At 58.7% G+C, this 17,082-nt stretch carries 10 protein-coding genes; all 10 read right to left on the bottom strand.

Going from position 1 to position 17,082, the window contains the following annotated elements:
• The coding region (locus KTF55_RS08515; protein ID WP_217108324.1) for a restriction endonuclease subunit S at positions 1–749 on the bottom strand (749 nt) is incomplete at its 3' end.
• On the bottom strand, positions 750–2,228 hold the full coding sequence (locus KTF55_RS08510) for a class I SAM-dependent DNA methyltransferase (RefSeq protein ID WP_006235244.1): 1,479 nt from the start codon (positions 2,226–2,228) through the stop codon (positions 750–752).
• A gap of 19 nt (positions 2,229–2,247) precedes the next feature.
• Positions 2,248–4,578: an EcoAI/FtnUII family type I restriction enzme subunit R gene (gene hsdR, locus KTF55_RS08505; protein WP_138113050.1), complete on the bottom strand. Its 2,331-nt coding sequence runs from the start codon at positions 4,576–4,578 to the stop codon at positions 2,248–2,250.
• Between the two features lie 191 nt (positions 4,579–4,769).
• On the bottom strand, positions 4,770–5,510 hold the full coding sequence (locus KTF55_RS08500) for a 3'-5' exonuclease (protein ID WP_204987216.1): 741 nt from the start codon (positions 5,508–5,510) through the stop codon (positions 4,770–4,772).
• 449 nt (positions 5,511–5,959) lie between these two features.
• Positions 5,960–7,255, bottom strand: coding sequence for an ATP-binding protein (locus tag KTF55_RS08495; protein WP_138113054.1), 1,296 nt, complete (start codon positions 7,253–7,255; stop codon positions 5,960–5,962).
• A gap of 185 nt (positions 7,256–7,440) precedes the next feature.
• Complete coding sequence (locus tag KTF55_RS08490) at positions 7,441–8,832, bottom strand: ATP-binding protein (RefSeq protein WP_161156506.1); 1,392 nt, start codon at positions 8,830–8,832, stop codon at positions 7,441–7,443.
• Between the two features lie 342 nt (positions 8,833–9,174).
• Complete coding sequence (gene xdh, locus KTF55_RS08485) at positions 9,175–11,952, bottom strand: selenium-dependent xanthine dehydrogenase (RefSeq protein ID WP_217108323.1); 2,778 nt, start codon at positions 11,950–11,952, stop codon at positions 9,175–9,177.
• A gap of 12 nt (positions 11,953–11,964) precedes the next feature.
• Complete coding sequence (locus KTF55_RS08480; RefSeq protein WP_217108322.1) at positions 11,965–12,444, bottom strand: 4Fe-4S binding protein; 480 nt, start codon at positions 12,442–12,444, stop codon at positions 11,965–11,967.
• An 11-nt stretch (positions 12,445–12,455) separates the two neighbouring features.
• Entirely contained in the window at positions 12,456–15,455 is a 3,000-nt protein-coding gene (gene ygfK, locus KTF55_RS08475; protein WP_217108321.1) for a putative selenate reductase subunit YgfK, read from the bottom strand.
• A 148-nt stretch (positions 15,456–15,603) separates the two neighbouring features.
• Entirely contained in the window at positions 15,604–16,959 is a 1,356-nt protein-coding gene (gene ssnA / locus KTF55_RS08470; RefSeq protein WP_217108320.1) for a putative aminohydrolase SsnA, read from the bottom strand.
• Between the last annotated feature and the right edge of the window lie 123 nt (positions 16,960–17,082).

Genomic DNA, 17,082 nt, shown 5'->3' with positions numbered 1-17,082 from the left:
GGCATGAGCTCGTTCACCCGCTCGACGATGCGGCGCTGCTCGGCGAGAGGCGGAACTGGGACCAGAATGACGTTCAATGACTTCTGATTAGTCTTTGGCATTTTGACACGCGTATCACCCTTAAGCGTCTCCTCAGTGAAGAAATTGCTGAGGAGAACCGTGAGGACATATTCAGGTTGCAGCTTGGTGTTGAGCGGATACATATCCGCACTACACAGCCCATCAAAAGGGGCGATAACCGCCTTTCGAAGAGCTGGACGAATCTTCGAATAGAGAATCTGTCCTGCAGAGAACAGGTGATTGGCGCTCTTAACCTCGTCGGCCTTAACACTATGACAGAACAAGAGCTTTCCGGTGCCTTTTTGGATGTTGTCAGGCGCGATATGAGGAAAGTCCTGATATTTCAACGGGTCGACCAAACGCGCTGCAATTCCAATGACTTCACTAAATCTCGCCCAGGCCCAGCTTTCCGGAATCCCAAACGGAACCTCGTCCGCGATGCACTTGTCGCTCAGAACGCGTCCCTTAGTGTCCACGTGCTTCTCATAGGGGGAGCCATCGGAACCGATATAGATAATGCTCTCCCCGCCCTTCGGGAATTTAGCCTTACCCTCAGCAATAAGCTTATGCTTCTCTTCACGAATACGCTCAAGCAGGACGCTTGCAGGCTCATCACTCGGGTCTTGTGGAACGAGCTTTCCCTCAATCGCCATTTGCAGGATTGAGTTCTTCAGGTCTTTTGCCTTCATCTACGCCTCAATCCCAAGAATCTCGCAAATACGAGCAAGCTTCTGGTCAATCTCGGCATCGAGCTTAGCGCGCTCTTCTTTGTAGTTCCTGATCAGTTCGTCAGGCGGTAAGATCTCCTCTTCCTCGTGAGGATAGCCGCACACGTCAAAGTTAAAACCGCCGTCTCGCAACTCGTCAACCGTATAGTACTTGGCCTTGGGATTGCCGTCTTCCTCGATATCCCGACGGTTCTCCCACCATTCCTTTACAGGTGCAAAATGTTCGATCCTAATGGGCTTGGTCTTAGAGAAGTGTTTATACCCCTCGGGCATGTCCATGCGATAGAACCAAACGCCCTCAGAGGCCCCCGTATTATCGAAGAACAGAACGTTAGTAGTGATGCTCGTGTACGGAGCGAAAACACTCTGTGGAAGGCGCAAGACAGTATGCAAGTTCATGTCCTCAAGCAGGCGACGCTTGATCTCCGTCTTTGCACTATCCTGGCCAAAGAGAAAACCATCCGGAATGATAACAGCAGCGCGGCCGCCTCGCTTAAGACGATAAAGAATGAGTCCAAGGAATAGATCTGCGGTCTCGGAGCTACGGAGTGCAACAGGGAAGTTGTTTTGCACCGATGCACTCTCGGACCCGCCATAGGGCGGGTTCATAAGTACGACGTCAAACTGGCCGTCAGGCTTGTGCTTCCACTCGCGAACATCCTTCTCGAGAGAGTTATCGTGAAAGACTTCAGGATTATCGATATCGTGCAACAGCATGTTGGTCACGCACAGCAGGTAAGGGAGCTGCTTCTTCTCGATGCCGTAGACCGATCTTGCATAGAGTTCACGATCGGCTGGAGTCTGAACCTGGGAGTCGAGAATCTTGAGGGCGCTCGTCAAAAAGCCGCCCGTGCCACACGCGAAGTCAGCCACAGTCTCGCCGAGCTTGGGCGCAAGTGCCTGGGCCATAAAGTCAGTCACCGCTCGGGGCGTGTAAAACTCGCCGGCATTACCCGCGGACTGTAAGTCTTTCAGGATGGTCTCGTAAATTTCACCGAAGGCGTGGCGCTCTTTGTACTCGGTAAAATCAACCGACTCGTCAATCTCGTTGATGACTTGACGAAGTAGAATCCCATCCTTCATGTAGTTGTTGGCGTCAGTAAAAGCAGCCTTGACGACGACGTGTCGCAAAGGCGCATCAGGTGCAAGCTCAAGACTCTCAAGAGTCTTGAATAGATCATTGTTCACAAAGTCGAGAAGCTCATCGCCAGTAAGCGCCTTGCCGTCTTTCGCATCGTGCGCCCAGCTATACCAGCGCAGGCGCTCGGGGATGATGGACTGATAGGAGTCATCGTGAAACTCCCACTCCTGCTCCTTGGCATCGTAAATCTTGAGGAAGAAAAGCCAAGTCATCTGCTCAATGCGCTGCGCATCGCCATTGATGCCGGCGTCTTTGCGCATGATGTTCTGCAGGGTCTTTACGAGAGATCCCAGTGCCATTTGCTATCGTTACCTTTCTCTATGCGATGTAGAGCTCGTCCTCGAGCATCTGCGCTGCCTGAATGTACTGTTGTTTGCCGCCGAATGCGGCGACGATCTTCATTGGGCTGCCAAACCGACGGAATTCCTCGAGGTCGAGGACGTGGGTGTCGTCCAAGTCTACGAGGTTCGACGTCGCATATTTGTCGAGAAGCGCTTCAAGGACCTCACGCGCGACGCCGGCATACTCATAGAGCACGCCCTTTTTCTTGACACTATTGGCTCTCTCGCTGCGCGTAAGAGGTCTCTGGTCGTAAGCAATGTGGCAAATGAGGTCAAAGTCGCTCATTTGCTCCTGTCCAGTCTCGAGCCGCAGCTCATCCAGGAATACGCCACGCGCGCGCAGCTCATCGATAATCGCTTGTTTCTTATGTTCAGAGTTCCACGCCGCTAGGAAGTGGTCAAGAGTGTCGTATTCGCCGAGAATGTTTTTTCGCGTATAGTCCTTAAGGCTCTCAGTTACAAGAAGGCCATCGGAGGAGTAATACTGCACCATCTCCGACACTACATAGACGTCGGCCCCATGAACGTGATATTTCACATGGGAGGACGGATCGTCCGGCGGCAATACGGGTGGGTCTACGATCGGAGACGGAGGCGGAACGGGACTGCCGCCATTGCCGCCGGGACCCGGATCCGCAATGGGGTCACCCGGATTAGGCTCAAACACAACAACAGGTTCGCCATCAAACTCGGGATCTGCAAACAAACGCGATGCGTCACGAAAATCGAGGATGGTGAAATAGAGTTTGTCGTAGTCCTCACAGATACGGGTTCCGCGGCCGATAATCTGCTTGAACTCCGTCATTCCGTGCTCACCGAACTTGTTGTCGAGCACGACTACCTTACACGTCTTGCAATTAACACCAGTGGTGAGAAGCTTCGAAGTCGTAACGATGGTCGGGTATTTCTCGTCGGGGTCGATGAAGTTATCTAACTGAGCCTTACCTTCCCTGTCGTCACCCGTAATCTTCATGATGTAGGTGGGGTGATCTCTTACGATATCGGCGTTCTCGTTTACAAGGGCACGTCGCATATTTTCGGCATGCTCGATGTCAACGCAAAAGACTATGGTCTTGGAGTAACGATCCGTCTCCTTTAGAAATTGAGTTATCCGCTTGGCAACTTCCTCGTAGCGCTCTTTGATGACAATCTCGCTGTCGAAGTCTTGCTTCTCGAAAACACGTTTGGGCAGAGCTTCGCCGCGATCATCTATGGTGCCTTCCTCAGTACGGTATCCGTAAATGTCGACGTTCAGCTTAGGACGAATAACTTTATACGGGGCGAGAAAGCCATCCTCGATTCCCTGTTTAAGGGAGTAGGTGTAGACAGGTTCGCCGAAGTAGGTAATGTTTGAAACCTCTTCAGTCTCCTTTGGCGTAGCCGTCATACCGATTTGAATTGCACAATTGAAATACTCAAGTACCTTACGCCATGCGGAGTCCGCCGCGGCGCTTCCGCGATGGCACTCGTCGACGATAATCAAATCGAAGAATTCCGAGTCGAACTCGCGGAATATTTCTTCACCGTTTTCTCCAACAAGCTGTTGGTAGAGCGAGAAATAGACCTCGTAAGCAGAATCGAGCTTTCGACCTACGACCTTGGTTGTAACCCTCTTGAGAGGCTTGAAATCGCCGTCTATGGTCTGATCGACGAGAATATTGCGGTCCGCCAGATAGAGAACCTTACGAACCTCGGTAGTCTGTCGCAAGCGATGAACGATTTGAAAAGCCGTAAAAGTCTTTCCCGTTCCCGTTGCCATAACGAGCAAGATGCGATTCTTACCTCGCGCAATAGCTTCAAGCGTACGATTGATGGCGATGCACTGATAGTAGCGAGGATGATTGCCGCCGTGCTCCTGGTAATACGGAGCGGTCACAATCTCCTGGCTATACGGATGTTCAAGCCCCTTAGCTTTTGAGTATCGTGTCCAAAGTTCCGCCGGAGTGGGAAACTCGTCCATGGCAAGAGCGCGCTCTTTCCCGGTAAGAAAATCGTGCTCAACAAAACCCTTTCCGTTTGAGCTGTACGCAAACGGAATATCGAGCAGCTGGGCATATCCCATCCCCTGTTGGAGACCGGCATCAACGGTGTGCTCCGTATCCTTAGCCTCGACGATTGCGATAGGGATGCCCGGAGCATACATCAGAAGGTAGTCAGCCTTCTTCTTGTCTTTACGGGTGACCATACTTCCGCGCACAACAATCTCGCCACTGGTAAAGAAATACTCAGTGAAGACTTGGGTATTGCGATCCCACGACTTCATAATCGCAGGATCAATGAGTTTAAGCCGTGTGTCAGACTCGTTCATACGTCTCGGAACCCCTCATTGCGCAAAGCGACAGCTATTGATGTTGAGTTGATTAATTTTATCATCACTATGCAATCTAGCAGCCGCTTTATACTAAATGAGACGAAGTAAAGTCAGCCCCGTGAGAAAGCTCCAAAGAAAGCAAAATGAGCCCCGTTGACTTGAGTCAGAGGTCATTCCCGGAGCCCCGCCTACCTCCCCTCCGCCTTCAGCTTCAGCAGCAGGTCGCCCAGCTCGGGGCACTTGTTGGAAAGGCGCATCTGGGCTCGATCGCCCATCCTCCACCGCTGGCGGATCTCCTGAGCACGCGGACTCACGCGATAGTCCCCGTCCATCACCTGCTTGAGCAACTTGGCGGTCACGCGCGCGTCGGCTAGGGCACTGTGGGCGTGACCCGTCGACTCGTCAAACTCGATGCCAAACCACGTCGCCGCGTCATTCAAAGAGACGCACTCGTGGCTGCCCACGTCCATGATCGAGGTGTAAAACGCCTGCAGATCGGCCCAGTCCGTAGGAAATGCGGCAAGGTCGATTTGCTTTGCCTGGCACTCGGTCATAAGCTGTCGACGGTCCGTCCCGCTCCAGCAAACTATCTGGGCGGAGTAGCGGCCGATCCAATCGCTGAGCCTTTTGATCACCATGTAGAGTGGGTCGGCCATCGCGGTGTCCACGGCCGATATACCTGTGAGCTCGCGGACGGGAAACGCAACGCCTTCGGTAAATTCCGTCTGCACAAACTGCGAGAACTCGCCCATAACGTTGCCGTGGTAATCGAGCTTGACGGCGCCGACCTCGATAATCTCATTGCGCAGTCCACGGCGCTGGCGCTGCTTTGGCACCGGCGCAAACTCAAAGTCCAGCACAATCTGGCGCGCAAAGTTCGTCGTGTCGATAGCCGAGATACCCGGCGTCTTTTCAGCTGACACGGTCATGGCCTTTCTCCGTCAACTGCCGCTTGCTACATAGGCGGCTACATTGCCGTAAGGATAGGCGCCCGCGCGGACATGAAAGCGGGGCGCAATACCATGCGCCAAGCACACGCCATGCAGACGGCCCCAAGAGAGTCGCCCGCTCTATTCAAATGCATGAAAAAGATTGAGGCCCGGTGACTTGAATCAGAGGTCATCCCGGGCCCATCAGAGCTCACAGAGCTCTTGGTTGCTTTGGTCTCGCTCTTCACGGCGCTTATCGAACTTTCCGAGGCACTCAAGCAGCATTCGAAGCATAACAAGTCGCTGCCATTAAGGCACTGACCTCTTGACCAAGCAACGGCGCTGCCCAGCTATCACCCTTGGGCTGCCGTCAACTTTATTCTATCCGCGAGCATCTGGTTTACCAAATGGATTTTCGGTAAAGGAAGCACGGCACGCCCGCAAAACCACTACGCCCCAAGTGCCGCCATGGGAATCACCGCCACGCCGTCGTCGCGTGTGTAGGCAATGCTCCCCTTTCCAACCACGACCGCCAAAAACGCCGGCGTGGCATTCTGGGCGGCAGGATTGGAGAGCACTTTCCTCTCCAGCGCCTTGAGATTTCTCGCTCCATCGTCTGCTTTCGCATCACTCAGCTTGACCTCGATGGCTCCCCAGCGCCCGTCGTGCTCAACGATCAGATCGACCTCAAGGCCCTTCTCATCTCGGAAATAATGGACACTGTTGTCGACACCGCCGTAGGTGGAAAGGAACACGCGCACGTCGCGCAGGACGAGATTCTCAAAGAGCATCCCCAGCGTTTGCATATCGCCAAGCAGCCGCTCAGGGGTAGCCCCCAGCAACGCCGCCGCAAGTGACGGGTCACAGAAGTAGCGCTTGGGGCGCACGCGAACGCGGGCCTTCGAGCGCATGGGCGGCTCCCATCCGCACAGGTCCTCGGTCAGCTTGAGCCTGTTGAAGAGGTCCAAGTACGCAGCGATGGTCCTCTCGTCGGGGCCCGCCTCACCGTACGAGGCGTCCTTTACGAGCGTCTTGTACGTGACAGCCTGGCTCTCGTTCATGGCAAGAGCTCGCAAAAGGCCGTGTGCAAGCTCAGGCGACATGCCCTCGTCCAGCACGTTGACGTCGAGCACCGAGTGCACGTACTGGCTTGCCGTCTCTCGCGCAAGATCTTCCGAAAGCCCAAGATTTGCAGGCCAACCGCCCCTGCAGCACCAGCGGGCGACGTCATCCACCGTGCTCTCGCGACGCTGAGGGGCAAAATCCTCGCCCTTAAAGAGGCTTGCCAGTGACACGAGCGGCTCGCCGTCGCCCGACTCACACAGGGCCATGGGGCGCATTGACAGACGGGCGATCCTACCCGTGCCGGAATGACGAACATGGCTGCGCTCCTCGCTTTTGAGCGCGGTCGAGCCCGTGAGCAAAAGTGTCCCCCGTTCGTTGCCGCTCGCGTCCACGAAACGCCGGGCGGCATCCCAAACCTCGGGCACCTCCTGCCATTCATCGACCAGGTGTGGCGCATCGCCGATGAGCGCCAGGCTTGGGTCGACCTCTGCCGCCGCACGCTGCGCAGGCTCATCGAGCCTGGAGACGCTCGCCGAGCGAGAGAGCGCCGTCCAGGTCTTGCCGCACCATTTGGGGCCGTTGATCTCCACACAGCCAAACGCCCGCATAAGGGTGTCGAGGCGCTCCTCTATGAGCCGGGGCCTATATCCCTTTTGGGTCAATCTCTTTGGTGCATCCATAGACGGCCGTCCCTCTCTATCACGCGATATGCGAAATTACGCCATTCTCAATGCTGATTTTACGCTACTTTCAATGTAGTTTTTACGCCATGACAGATGTAGTTTTTACGCCATTTTCATTGAAGGTTTTACGCTTGGCATCCTTAGCGCGACCCATTCCGAGCATCACATCAGAGCGTGCTTGGTTATCTCCGCTCGCACATCTCGGCAAACGAAATCAGCTTGGCATCTCCCCTGCTCGCCGCAGCTTCCTGACATCCTTGCGTAAAGCCTCGCTTCGAGAAGATCGCATAGCTTTTGTGCTGCCGCCTAAAGAGCTCGCTTCGATGCACGAGCTTTTGCAGCACGTCTTCGCCCACCGGTTCATTGCGCCATTTGCATTCCGCAAACAGCGCAGTGCCCTCGCCATCGTCAACAATCAAGTCGATTTCTTCCTGCGTATGCGTGCGATTATCCGTCCCCCACCAGCGCCCAACGCTTGCCGGAACCACATCAAGCTGGCCCGCCCGCGCGAGTTCGTACACGTATTGTCTGCATATAAGCTCAAAGACCGTACCCATGTAATCCGATACGTGCGGCTCAATGCGCTCATACGCCATCTCGGCCATATCGTTTTGAATCAGCCCGATGTTCTGCGGAACAAACTTGTACCAGAACCTAAACATCTGATCGCTCAGCAGATACACGGCTCGCTTATTGCTCGTCTCGTTTAGGGGCAGCTCGCGCTCGACAATCCCAAGCGACGCCAGCTTATCCACATAGCTCTTTACGTTGCTCGCAGGGATTCCCGTAGAGCTCGCAATCTCCGAGATCTTCGAGCGCCCCTGGGCAATTGCTTGCACGATCGCATCATATTGCTCGGGATTGCGGCACTCCTGCAATAGCAGGTTACTCGGCTCCTCAAAGAGATAGCCCGTAGGAGTAAGAAAAAGACGTTTGATGTTGTCCTTGAGCGGTGCGGCAGGATCGACTTTCTCGATATATGCAGGAATGCCACCCGTCATGCCATAGCAAACTGCAGCGTCTTCGCGACCCATGCTCTGCCACAGGCCGAGGGTCGTCATAAAATCGAGCGGCATGATCTTAAACTGGGCCGTACGCCTACCGTATAGCGGACTCTCGTAGCCCAACACCTGCTCTTCCATAAACGAAAGCGACGACCCGCACAGGATAAGCATAAGCTTGGTCTCTTTGTACAAGTGATCGATCTTGTCTTGCAGCAACGAGCTGATCTCGGGATTCGATTGGGCGAGATAAGGATACTCGTCGATCACGACAATCAAACGTTCCGTACGAGCCATGGTAGCCAATGCATCGAACGCCTCGTCAAAACTACGAAACGACACGCCAGCAACACCAACGGAGCCCGCAAGTATCGCCTGGCTAAAGCCATGCAGGTTTGCCTCTGCATTGGTGCGACGAGCTTGAAAGTAAATAGCCTTCTTGCCTTGGATAAACTCTGTGATAAGGCGCGTTTTACCCACACGACGGCGGCCGTAAATCACAGGCATCTCAAAGGAGTCCGTGCCATACAGTCGATTGAGCTCGGACATTTCCGCTGTTCTTCCGACAAACATAGACCATCCTTCCTTTACGTTATAGCTATCTATATTATACCTTCCTATAATATAGCTAGCTATAACGTAATTCGACAAGCGGCGCACACGAAAGGGGCGGTACACCACCGCACGTGGACCGTTCCGGAAAATGCATCCCGTTCTGGAGCCAAAAACTGGGCCGTAGTTTCCGCCAAGCATCCCATCCGGAAAGCGTGTCCCGTTCTGAGCGCCAAATCCGGGACGCAGTTTCCACTCCAAACAAAGGGCCCCGGCTCGCGATGGAGCTGGGGCCAAAGGCGCAGCATATGCAGTTGGTGTTGAGCGCGAACAGCCCGTCAGCAATGCTGTCCGCACCCTACCCTACCCGCGGCGACGGGCGCGGCTGTAGGGCGTATCCACCATGGGCAGATCTGGACGTAGTTTGCCGTCAAACGCGCGGTAGGCGTTCTGCACGGCGGGCGCCGTGGGGATCGTTGCGATCTCGCCGATGCCCTTGCCGCCGTATGCCACGGGCAACAGCTCGTCCTTCTCCACGTAGATAGCGTGGATATCCGGAATCTCGGGTGCACGGAACAGCCCGAGCGTACCGTACCTTGCCTGGGGCACGCAGTCCTTGAGCGGCCAGTCCTCGGTAAGTGCGTAACCCATACCCATGAGCACACCGCCTTCGATCTGACCCTGGATGGAGATGGGGTTGACCACCTTGCCGGAATCGTGCGCGGCGTAGACCTCGCTCACGCGGCCGTCATCATCCAGAATGACCACATGCGTGGCAAAGCCGTAGCAGATGTGGCTCTTGGGATTGGGAACGTCGGCGCCCAGTTTGTCGGTCGGCTCCAGGTACACGTAGCCAAACTCGCATCCCTCGAGCGCCTTGATGGCGGCCGCGGGATCCTGAGGGTGCATACCCTGGCCGGCGACGAGTTCCTGCGTGTGCAGCTGATAGGCGCGGCCGTCGTCATACTCGATCTTGACGCCGTCGCCATGCGCACTCACGGGAGCGGCGGGCGCAGACTTGCCGGCCTCGATATCAAGCATGGCATCGCGCAGCAGGAAGGCGGCACCGCGCACGGCCTCGCCGGTCACGACCGTCTGACGCGAGCCAGACGTGGTGCCGGAGTCGGGAGCGTTCTCGGTGGAGCACTCGCCGTTGGCGATGCAGCGAAGCGGCAGGCCGCATGCCTCGGCAACGTCTTGCAAAAAGACGGTGTTACAGCCCTGGCCAATGTCGGACGTGGCGGCATAGACCACGGCCGCGCCGTTCTCGATGCGAATCTTGCAGCGGCCGGCATCGGGCAGGCCCACGCCCACGCCGGCGTTCTTCATGGCGCAGGCAATGCCGGCGTGTCCGGGATGCGCATAGTAGGCATCCTTGACCTCGAGCAGTGTCTCCTTCAGCGCCGTGGAGCAGTCGGCAATCTGACCGTTGGGCAAAACCTCGCCCGGCTCGATGGCGTTGCGGTAGCGAATCTCCCACGGATCCAGGCCGACCTTCTCGGCCAGCAGGTCGATTAGGCTCTCGAGCGCAAACTCGGACTGGCAGACGCCAAAGCCACGGTACGCGCCGGCGGGCGGGTTGTTGGTGTAGTAGCCATAACCGCGAATGTCGGTGTTCTGGTACTTGTAGGGGCCGACAGCATGCGTGCAAGCGCGCTCGAGCACCGGGCCGCACAGCGACGCGTAGGCGCCGGTGTCAAAGTTGATCTCGCAATCCAGGCCGGTAAAGTTGCCCTCGGCGTCGCAACCCAGCGTAAAGGTACCGTCCATGGCATGACGCTTGGGATGGAACGCGAGCGACTCGGCACGCGTGAGCTTGCACTTCACAGGACGCTGGAACTTATAGGCAGCAAGCGCGGCCAGGTGCTGGATCGAAACGTCCTCCTTACCGCCAAAGCCGCCGCCCACGAGCATGGTCTCGACGACCACGCGCTCGGGTTCGCTATCCCAGCCAAACATATGGGCACACTCTTTGCGCGTGTCGTAGGCACCCTGGTCGGTCGACTGCACCTTGACGCCGTTCTTGTACGGGAAGGCAACGGCGCACTCGGGCTCCAAGAAGGCATGCTCGGTAAAGGGCGTGGTAAAGCGCTGCGTCACGGTAAACGCGCTCTCTGCCAGCGCCTTGGCGGCGTCGCCGCGCGTCACGTGACGGCTCTGACACACGTTGTCCTTGAGCTCCACCGTGTTGCCGAAGGCAAAGAAGCTGTCATGCAGGCGCGGGGCATCGGCGGCCCTGGCCTCGACAATGTTGCGCACGGGCTCCAGCGGCTCGTAGTCAATCTTTACGAGCTTCTTGGCCTTCTCGAGCGTCGCCTCGTCCTCGGCGACCACCAGCACGATGGCATCGCCCACGCAGCGGGTGATATCGCCCTGAGCGATCATGACGTCCCAGTCCTGGATAAGGTGGCCGACCTGGTTGACCGGCACGTCCTCGGCGCGCAGGATGCCCACTACACCGGGCAGGGCCTCGGCCTTGGAGGTGTCGATGGAGAGCACGCGGGCGCGCGGATACCTGGAGCGCACGGCGCTGGCATAGGTCAGGCCCGGCTGATCGAGCTCGTCGATGTCGTCGGGATACTTGCCCTCGCCGAGCACCTTCTTGCGCACGTCAATACGGAAGGCGCGCTTGCCCACGCCGTAGTCATCGCCGCGCTCCAGGTCCTCGTCGATCTGCTTTTCGCCGCGGAGCACCGCAGCGGCCAGCGAGATGCCCTCGATAATCTTTTTGTAGCCGGTGCAGCGACAGACGTTACCGCGAATGGCGTACTTGATCTGCTCCTCAGTGGGCTCGGGGTCCTCGGCGATGAGCGCCGCACCCGCCATGACCATGCCGGGAATGCAAAAACCGCACTGCACGGCGCCCACGGCGCCAAAGGCGTACACAAAGGCCTCGCGCACGTCCTCGGGCAGGCCCTCGACGGTCACGATGTTGCGGCCGGCGGCAAGAGCGGTGGTCAGCACGCACGCCTTGACGGCCGCACCGTCCACATGAATGGTGCAGGTGCCGCAGGCGCCCTCGGAGCAGCCGTCCTTGGCGGAGTGAATGTGCAGGTCGTCGCGCAGATAGCGCAGCAGTGGCTTGTTCTGAGTCGTCGTGCACTCGACGCCGTTAACGGTAAAAGTGAATTCCTGTGCCATGGTGATTCCCTTCTACACGCCGGCGGCGATGCCGGTGCGGTCGTGGATGGCGCCATGCGGGCAGACGACGGCGCACATGCCGCACGACAGGCAGTCCACGCCGTCGATATGGGCGCAGTTGTCCTCGATGCGGATAGCGCCGGCAGGGCACTTTTTGGCGCACATACCGCAACCGATGCAGCTCGTGTCGCAGACCTTGCGCGCAATGGCGCCCTTATCGGTGTTGTTGCAGCGCACCAGAATGTTCTGGTAGCCGGGGACGAAGGCAATCACGCGCTGCGGGCACGCCATGCCGCACAGGCCGCAGCCCGTGCACTTGGAGCGATCCACGCGGGCGATGCCATCGACCAGCGAAATGGCGCCGTGGGGACAGGCCGTGACGCAGGCGCCACAGCCAATGCAGCCTTCGCTGCAGCGGGCGTCGCCGCCTGCGGAGGCGCAACCGCTTCCGCAGGCAACGTAGGCCACGTTATGTTGAATGGATTTGGCCATAAGAGACTCGCCTATTTCTTAAGAAGGTACGAATAGTTGTCGCGCACGGCCCTGATGGTCAGGCGGACGGCCTCGGGAAGACCGGTGTTGACGGCATCGACCGAGACGGTGCGGACCGTGCCGGCGACGCGGACCTTAAAGTGGTCCTCGTCCACGGCCAGGAAGCCCTCGTTCTCGGAGTTCTCCATGTCCTGCTCGCTCCAGAACAGGGTGAGCTTGTCCTTGTAGGGACGACCCTCCTGGTAGGGGCAGAACACGGCGCAGTTACCGCACTCGTTGCACATGCCGTCGACATGGACGACCTGATGCTTGGCCAGGCCCGGCACCTTAATTGCCACGTTGGCGCGGTTGGGGCACACGTCGCAGCAGACCTCGCACACCGAGCCGCAGCCCAGGCAGCGGGTCTTGGTGCAGTTGCGCTTGTCGCGGCACAGCGACCCCTTGCGCTCGTAGCAGGTGTCCTCGCGGCCGGCCTGCTCGTTGCAGTCGGCGTACTTGTTAAAGTCCACGCCGGCGATGGCACGGGCGACCTCGGCGGCGTCGGCGATAGCCTCGACCACGGTGGCAGGACCGCGGCGGCAGTCGCCCGCAGCCCAGACGCCCTCGACGCCAGTGGAGGTGGCGGCAAGGCGGCCGCGACGGTCGTGCTCGACGCCCGCGGCATCGTACAGGCTGGCATCGATGCCCTCGCCCACGGCGCAGATCACCGTGGTGGCGGAAAGCTCGACGGTCTCGCCCGTGGCGACAGGGCTGCGACGGCCGCTTGCATCCGGCTCGCCAAGCTCCATAACGTCGCAGGTCAGCACGGCACCGTTGAGCGCCTTGGGCGCCAGCAGCTCGCAGAACTCAACGCCGTCGGCAAGAGCAAGATCAAGCTCTTCCTCGTCAGCGGGCATCTGCTTCTTGGTGCGGCGATACACCAGGCGCACGTTCTTCACGCCAGCCAGACGCTTGGCCACGCGGGCCGCGTCCATGGCGGTGTTGCCGGCGCCAATGACCACGACGTCCTCGCCCAGCTCGAGCTTCTCGCCCTTCTTGGCGGCCTCGAGGAACTCCAGCACGTCGAGCTCGGCGCCCTCGCCCAGGCCCGCAGAGCCGGGCATCCAGGCACCGGTGGCAACGACCACGTCGGTAAAGCCTTGGGCCTTGAGCTCGTCGATGGACTCCACGCGGGCGTTGAGCTGTACCTTGGCGCCAAAGGCCAGACAGAGTTCGGCATCGTGGGAGATATCGTCGCTCGCAATGCGGAACTCGGGGATGACGCGACGAACCACGCCGCCGAGCGAATCGCGAGCCTCAAAGATGGTGACGGGCACGCCGGCACGCGTCAGGAAGAACGCGGTCGCCAGGCCGGCCGGGCCGCCGCCGATAACGGCAACGTTGCGGTCGCCGTCGTTTGCGATGGCCTGGGCGCGCAGCTTGGGCAGCACGGCGGCCATGGCCTCACGGGCGGCCTTGAGCTTGCTGGCGCGAATCTGGGCGCCCTCGGGCTCGTAAAATGCACGCTCGCAGGCACGGCCGCAGGGATGCGGGCAGATGGTGCCGGTAATGAACGGCAGGGCATTGCGCTCGATGATGATGTTGAGCGCGTCCTCGTAGCGGCCCTCGTCAACAGCCGCCAAGTAGGCGGGAATGTCCTGCTGAATGGGGCAGCTCGTACGGCACGGCGTGGTAAAGCAGTCGGAAAGCGGGCTCTTGCCGGCGACCTTGCGGTCGGGCAGCGGGCGTAGCGGCTTCTTGTAGAGCGGGTTGGTGAGCGAATCGGTCTGAATCGCAGTCACGGCCTCGAGAGAGACGCCCGCGAACGGCTTACCATCCAGGTCGGTAAACTCGCCTGCCATCTGGCTAAAGCGCTCGTAGCCACCGGGCTTGAGCACATCGGTCGCCAGAGTAACGGGCCAAATGCCGGCATCGTACAGGGCGCGGATGTTGTAGACCGTGGCACCGCCAGAGTAGCTGATGCGCAGCTTGCCATCGAACTGCTCGGTAATGCGACGGGCGGCCTCGATGGTCAGCGAGAACAGCGAACGGCCCGACATGTACATTTCGGTGGAAGGCAGCTCGTCCCTGGTCACGTCAACGGGGAACGTGTTGGTCAGCTTGACGCCAAACTCCAGGCCGTGCTCGGCGCACAGGGCAATCAGGCGCTCGAACATGGGCACGGCGTCGGCCCACTGCAGGTCCTCGCGGAAGTGCGTATCGTCGAAGACGATGTAGTCAAAGCCCAGCTCGTTCAGACGCTGGCGGGCAAACTCATAGCCCAGCAGCGTGGGGTTGCACTTGATGTAGGTGTTGAGGCCCTTCTCGGTGATCAGATAGGTCGCGATGCGCTCGATCTCGGCGGGCGGGCAGCCGTGCAGCGTGGACTCGGTGATGGAGTTGGAGACGCGTGCCGGGATGGACTCGACAAACGCGGCGTCGACATGCTCAAACTTGTCCAGGTTGGCGAGCGCCCATGCGCGGCACTCGTTCCAGACGTCGGAGCCGCTGGCGTCCTTCATGCCCTCGATGTAGGCATCGACCTTGGGGCTCTTAATACCCTCGAGGTCATAGCCCACGGACATGTTAAAGACAAAGCCATCCGGGCTGCCCAGGCCGTACTCGCGAGCGATGAGGTGGCAGGCGAACCATGCCTTCACGTACTCGGCAAAAGCCTGCGGAACCTCGAGCTCGGTCGACCACTCGCAGTTGTAACACTCGTCCTGCGCCACGATGCAGGGCTTGTTGACGCACTTGGAGAGCTCCTCGCCGTCCATAACCTGAACGGTCTTGAGCTCAAAGAAGCGGGAGCCGGCCACGTAGGATGCCACGATGTTCTGGGCCAGCTGCGTGTTGGGGCCGGCGGCCGGGCCAAACGGAGTCTCGATGCGCTCGTCAAAAATGGGAAGCGCGCCCTCCTGGTTGGTCGTGACCATCTTACGCACGCCAAAGATGGCGTCCTGGGTCTTGTGCTCCTCGATGATCCAGTTCATCAGCTGCGAAAACGGGATCGGCCTCATGATGTCGCTCATAATGAGCTCCTCTCTGTAACGCCCGGCGAGACCGCGCGGCGGGCGCAAATACGGTGTAGCGCTAGCACGGCGCCGGCGACCCCGCGGAGGCCGCCTATACGCGCGTCGAATGCGGCGAAACATCCGACGCGCGTGAATCTACTTGAAATTAGTAGGTGCGATCGTTGAGCGTGCTCCAGAGCTTCTTGGACTCAGCCATGGTCCACGCGTTGATCTTTTCCTCATCAATGCCAACGAACTCGCGATCCTTGTACAGGATGCGGCCGTTGATGATGGTGGTGCGGCAGTTTTTGCCCATCATGCCAAAGAGCATGTGGCCGTCGATATTCTCCTCGCTCAGCGGCGTAAAGGGCTTGTAGTCCATGACGATGACGTCGGCGGCAGCGCCGGCCTCGAGCACACCGAGTTTGCGATCGAAGTACTTGCTGGCCATCTTGGCGTTGTTCTCGAACAGCATCGTCATTGCCTCGCACCAGCCCACGTTGGGCATAGCGGCGTTGTGACGCTGAATGATCAGGAAGACCTTGAGGCTCTCGAGCATATCGTGGGTGTAGGCATCGGTGCCCATGCACACGGGGATGCCGCGGCGGAAGAACTCGAGCACGGGGGCGCAGCCCACGGCGTTGCCCATATTGGATTCGGGGTTGTTGACGAGCCAGGTGCCGGACTCCTTGACGATATCCATCTCGGCAGGCGTCACGTGGATGCAGTGGCCCAGCATGGTGTCGGGACCCAGCAGGTTGTGCTGCAGCAGGCGCTCGACGGGGCTGATGCCGCCGCGGTTGAGGCGGGAATCCCACACGTCGTTCATGCCCTCGCACACATGGATGTGGAAGCCGGTCAGGCCGTTGTTGGCCTCGGCCATCTTATCCATGGTCTCGTCCGAAAGCGTAAAGGTGGCATGTCCGCCAAACATGGCGGCGATCATATGGTTGTCGTTATCGCGACGCTCCTTGGCGGCCCACTGGGCAAATTCGGCGTTCTCGGCAATGGCCTGGTCGCATTTTTCCTGGCCGCGGCGATCGGAGACCTCGTAGCACAGGCACGAACGCATGCCCAGCTCCTGAGCTGCGTCCTTAATGGTAAAGAGGCTACCCGGGATCTCACAGAAGCTCGCATGGTGATCGAAGATCGTGGTGACGCCGTCGCGGATGGAGTCCAAGATCGTGGCATAGGCGCTGGCCTTGGTGCCGTCGAGCGTCAGGTTGTCGTCGATCTTCCACCACTGCTGCTCAAGATTCTCCAGGAAGTTGGTGGGGTTGCAGCCCTTGATGGCAAGGCCGCGGGCTAGACCCGAATAGATGTGGGTGTGGCAGTTGATGAGTCCGGGCATGATGAGGTTGCCCTGGGCGTCGACGTACTCGGCATCCGGGTACTTGGCCTTGAGCTCGCACTCGGGGCCCACTTCGACGATCGTATCTCCGTCAATGGCGACCGCACCGTTTGGAATAAACGGGGTCTGAGCGTTGCGGGTAAAGACGGAACCGTTAGCGACCAGAAGCATGGATGCTCCCTTCGACATCAGAGGCGGGGTTTGACACCTCTGACATGGCGGAGTGCGAAGCGCCGGCCTACACCGGAAACGGGCCCTCTCCCGTCAACGCTTCACCAAAGGGACAAACCCTTT

This window comes from Collinsella sp. MSK.8.10, assembly GCF_019041915.1.
Lineage (GTDB): Bacteria > Actinomycetota > Coriobacteriia > Coriobacteriales > Coriobacteriaceae > Collinsella.
Note: the sequence above shows the minus strand (reverse complement) of the source record. Positions and strands in the feature narration are given on the sequence as shown.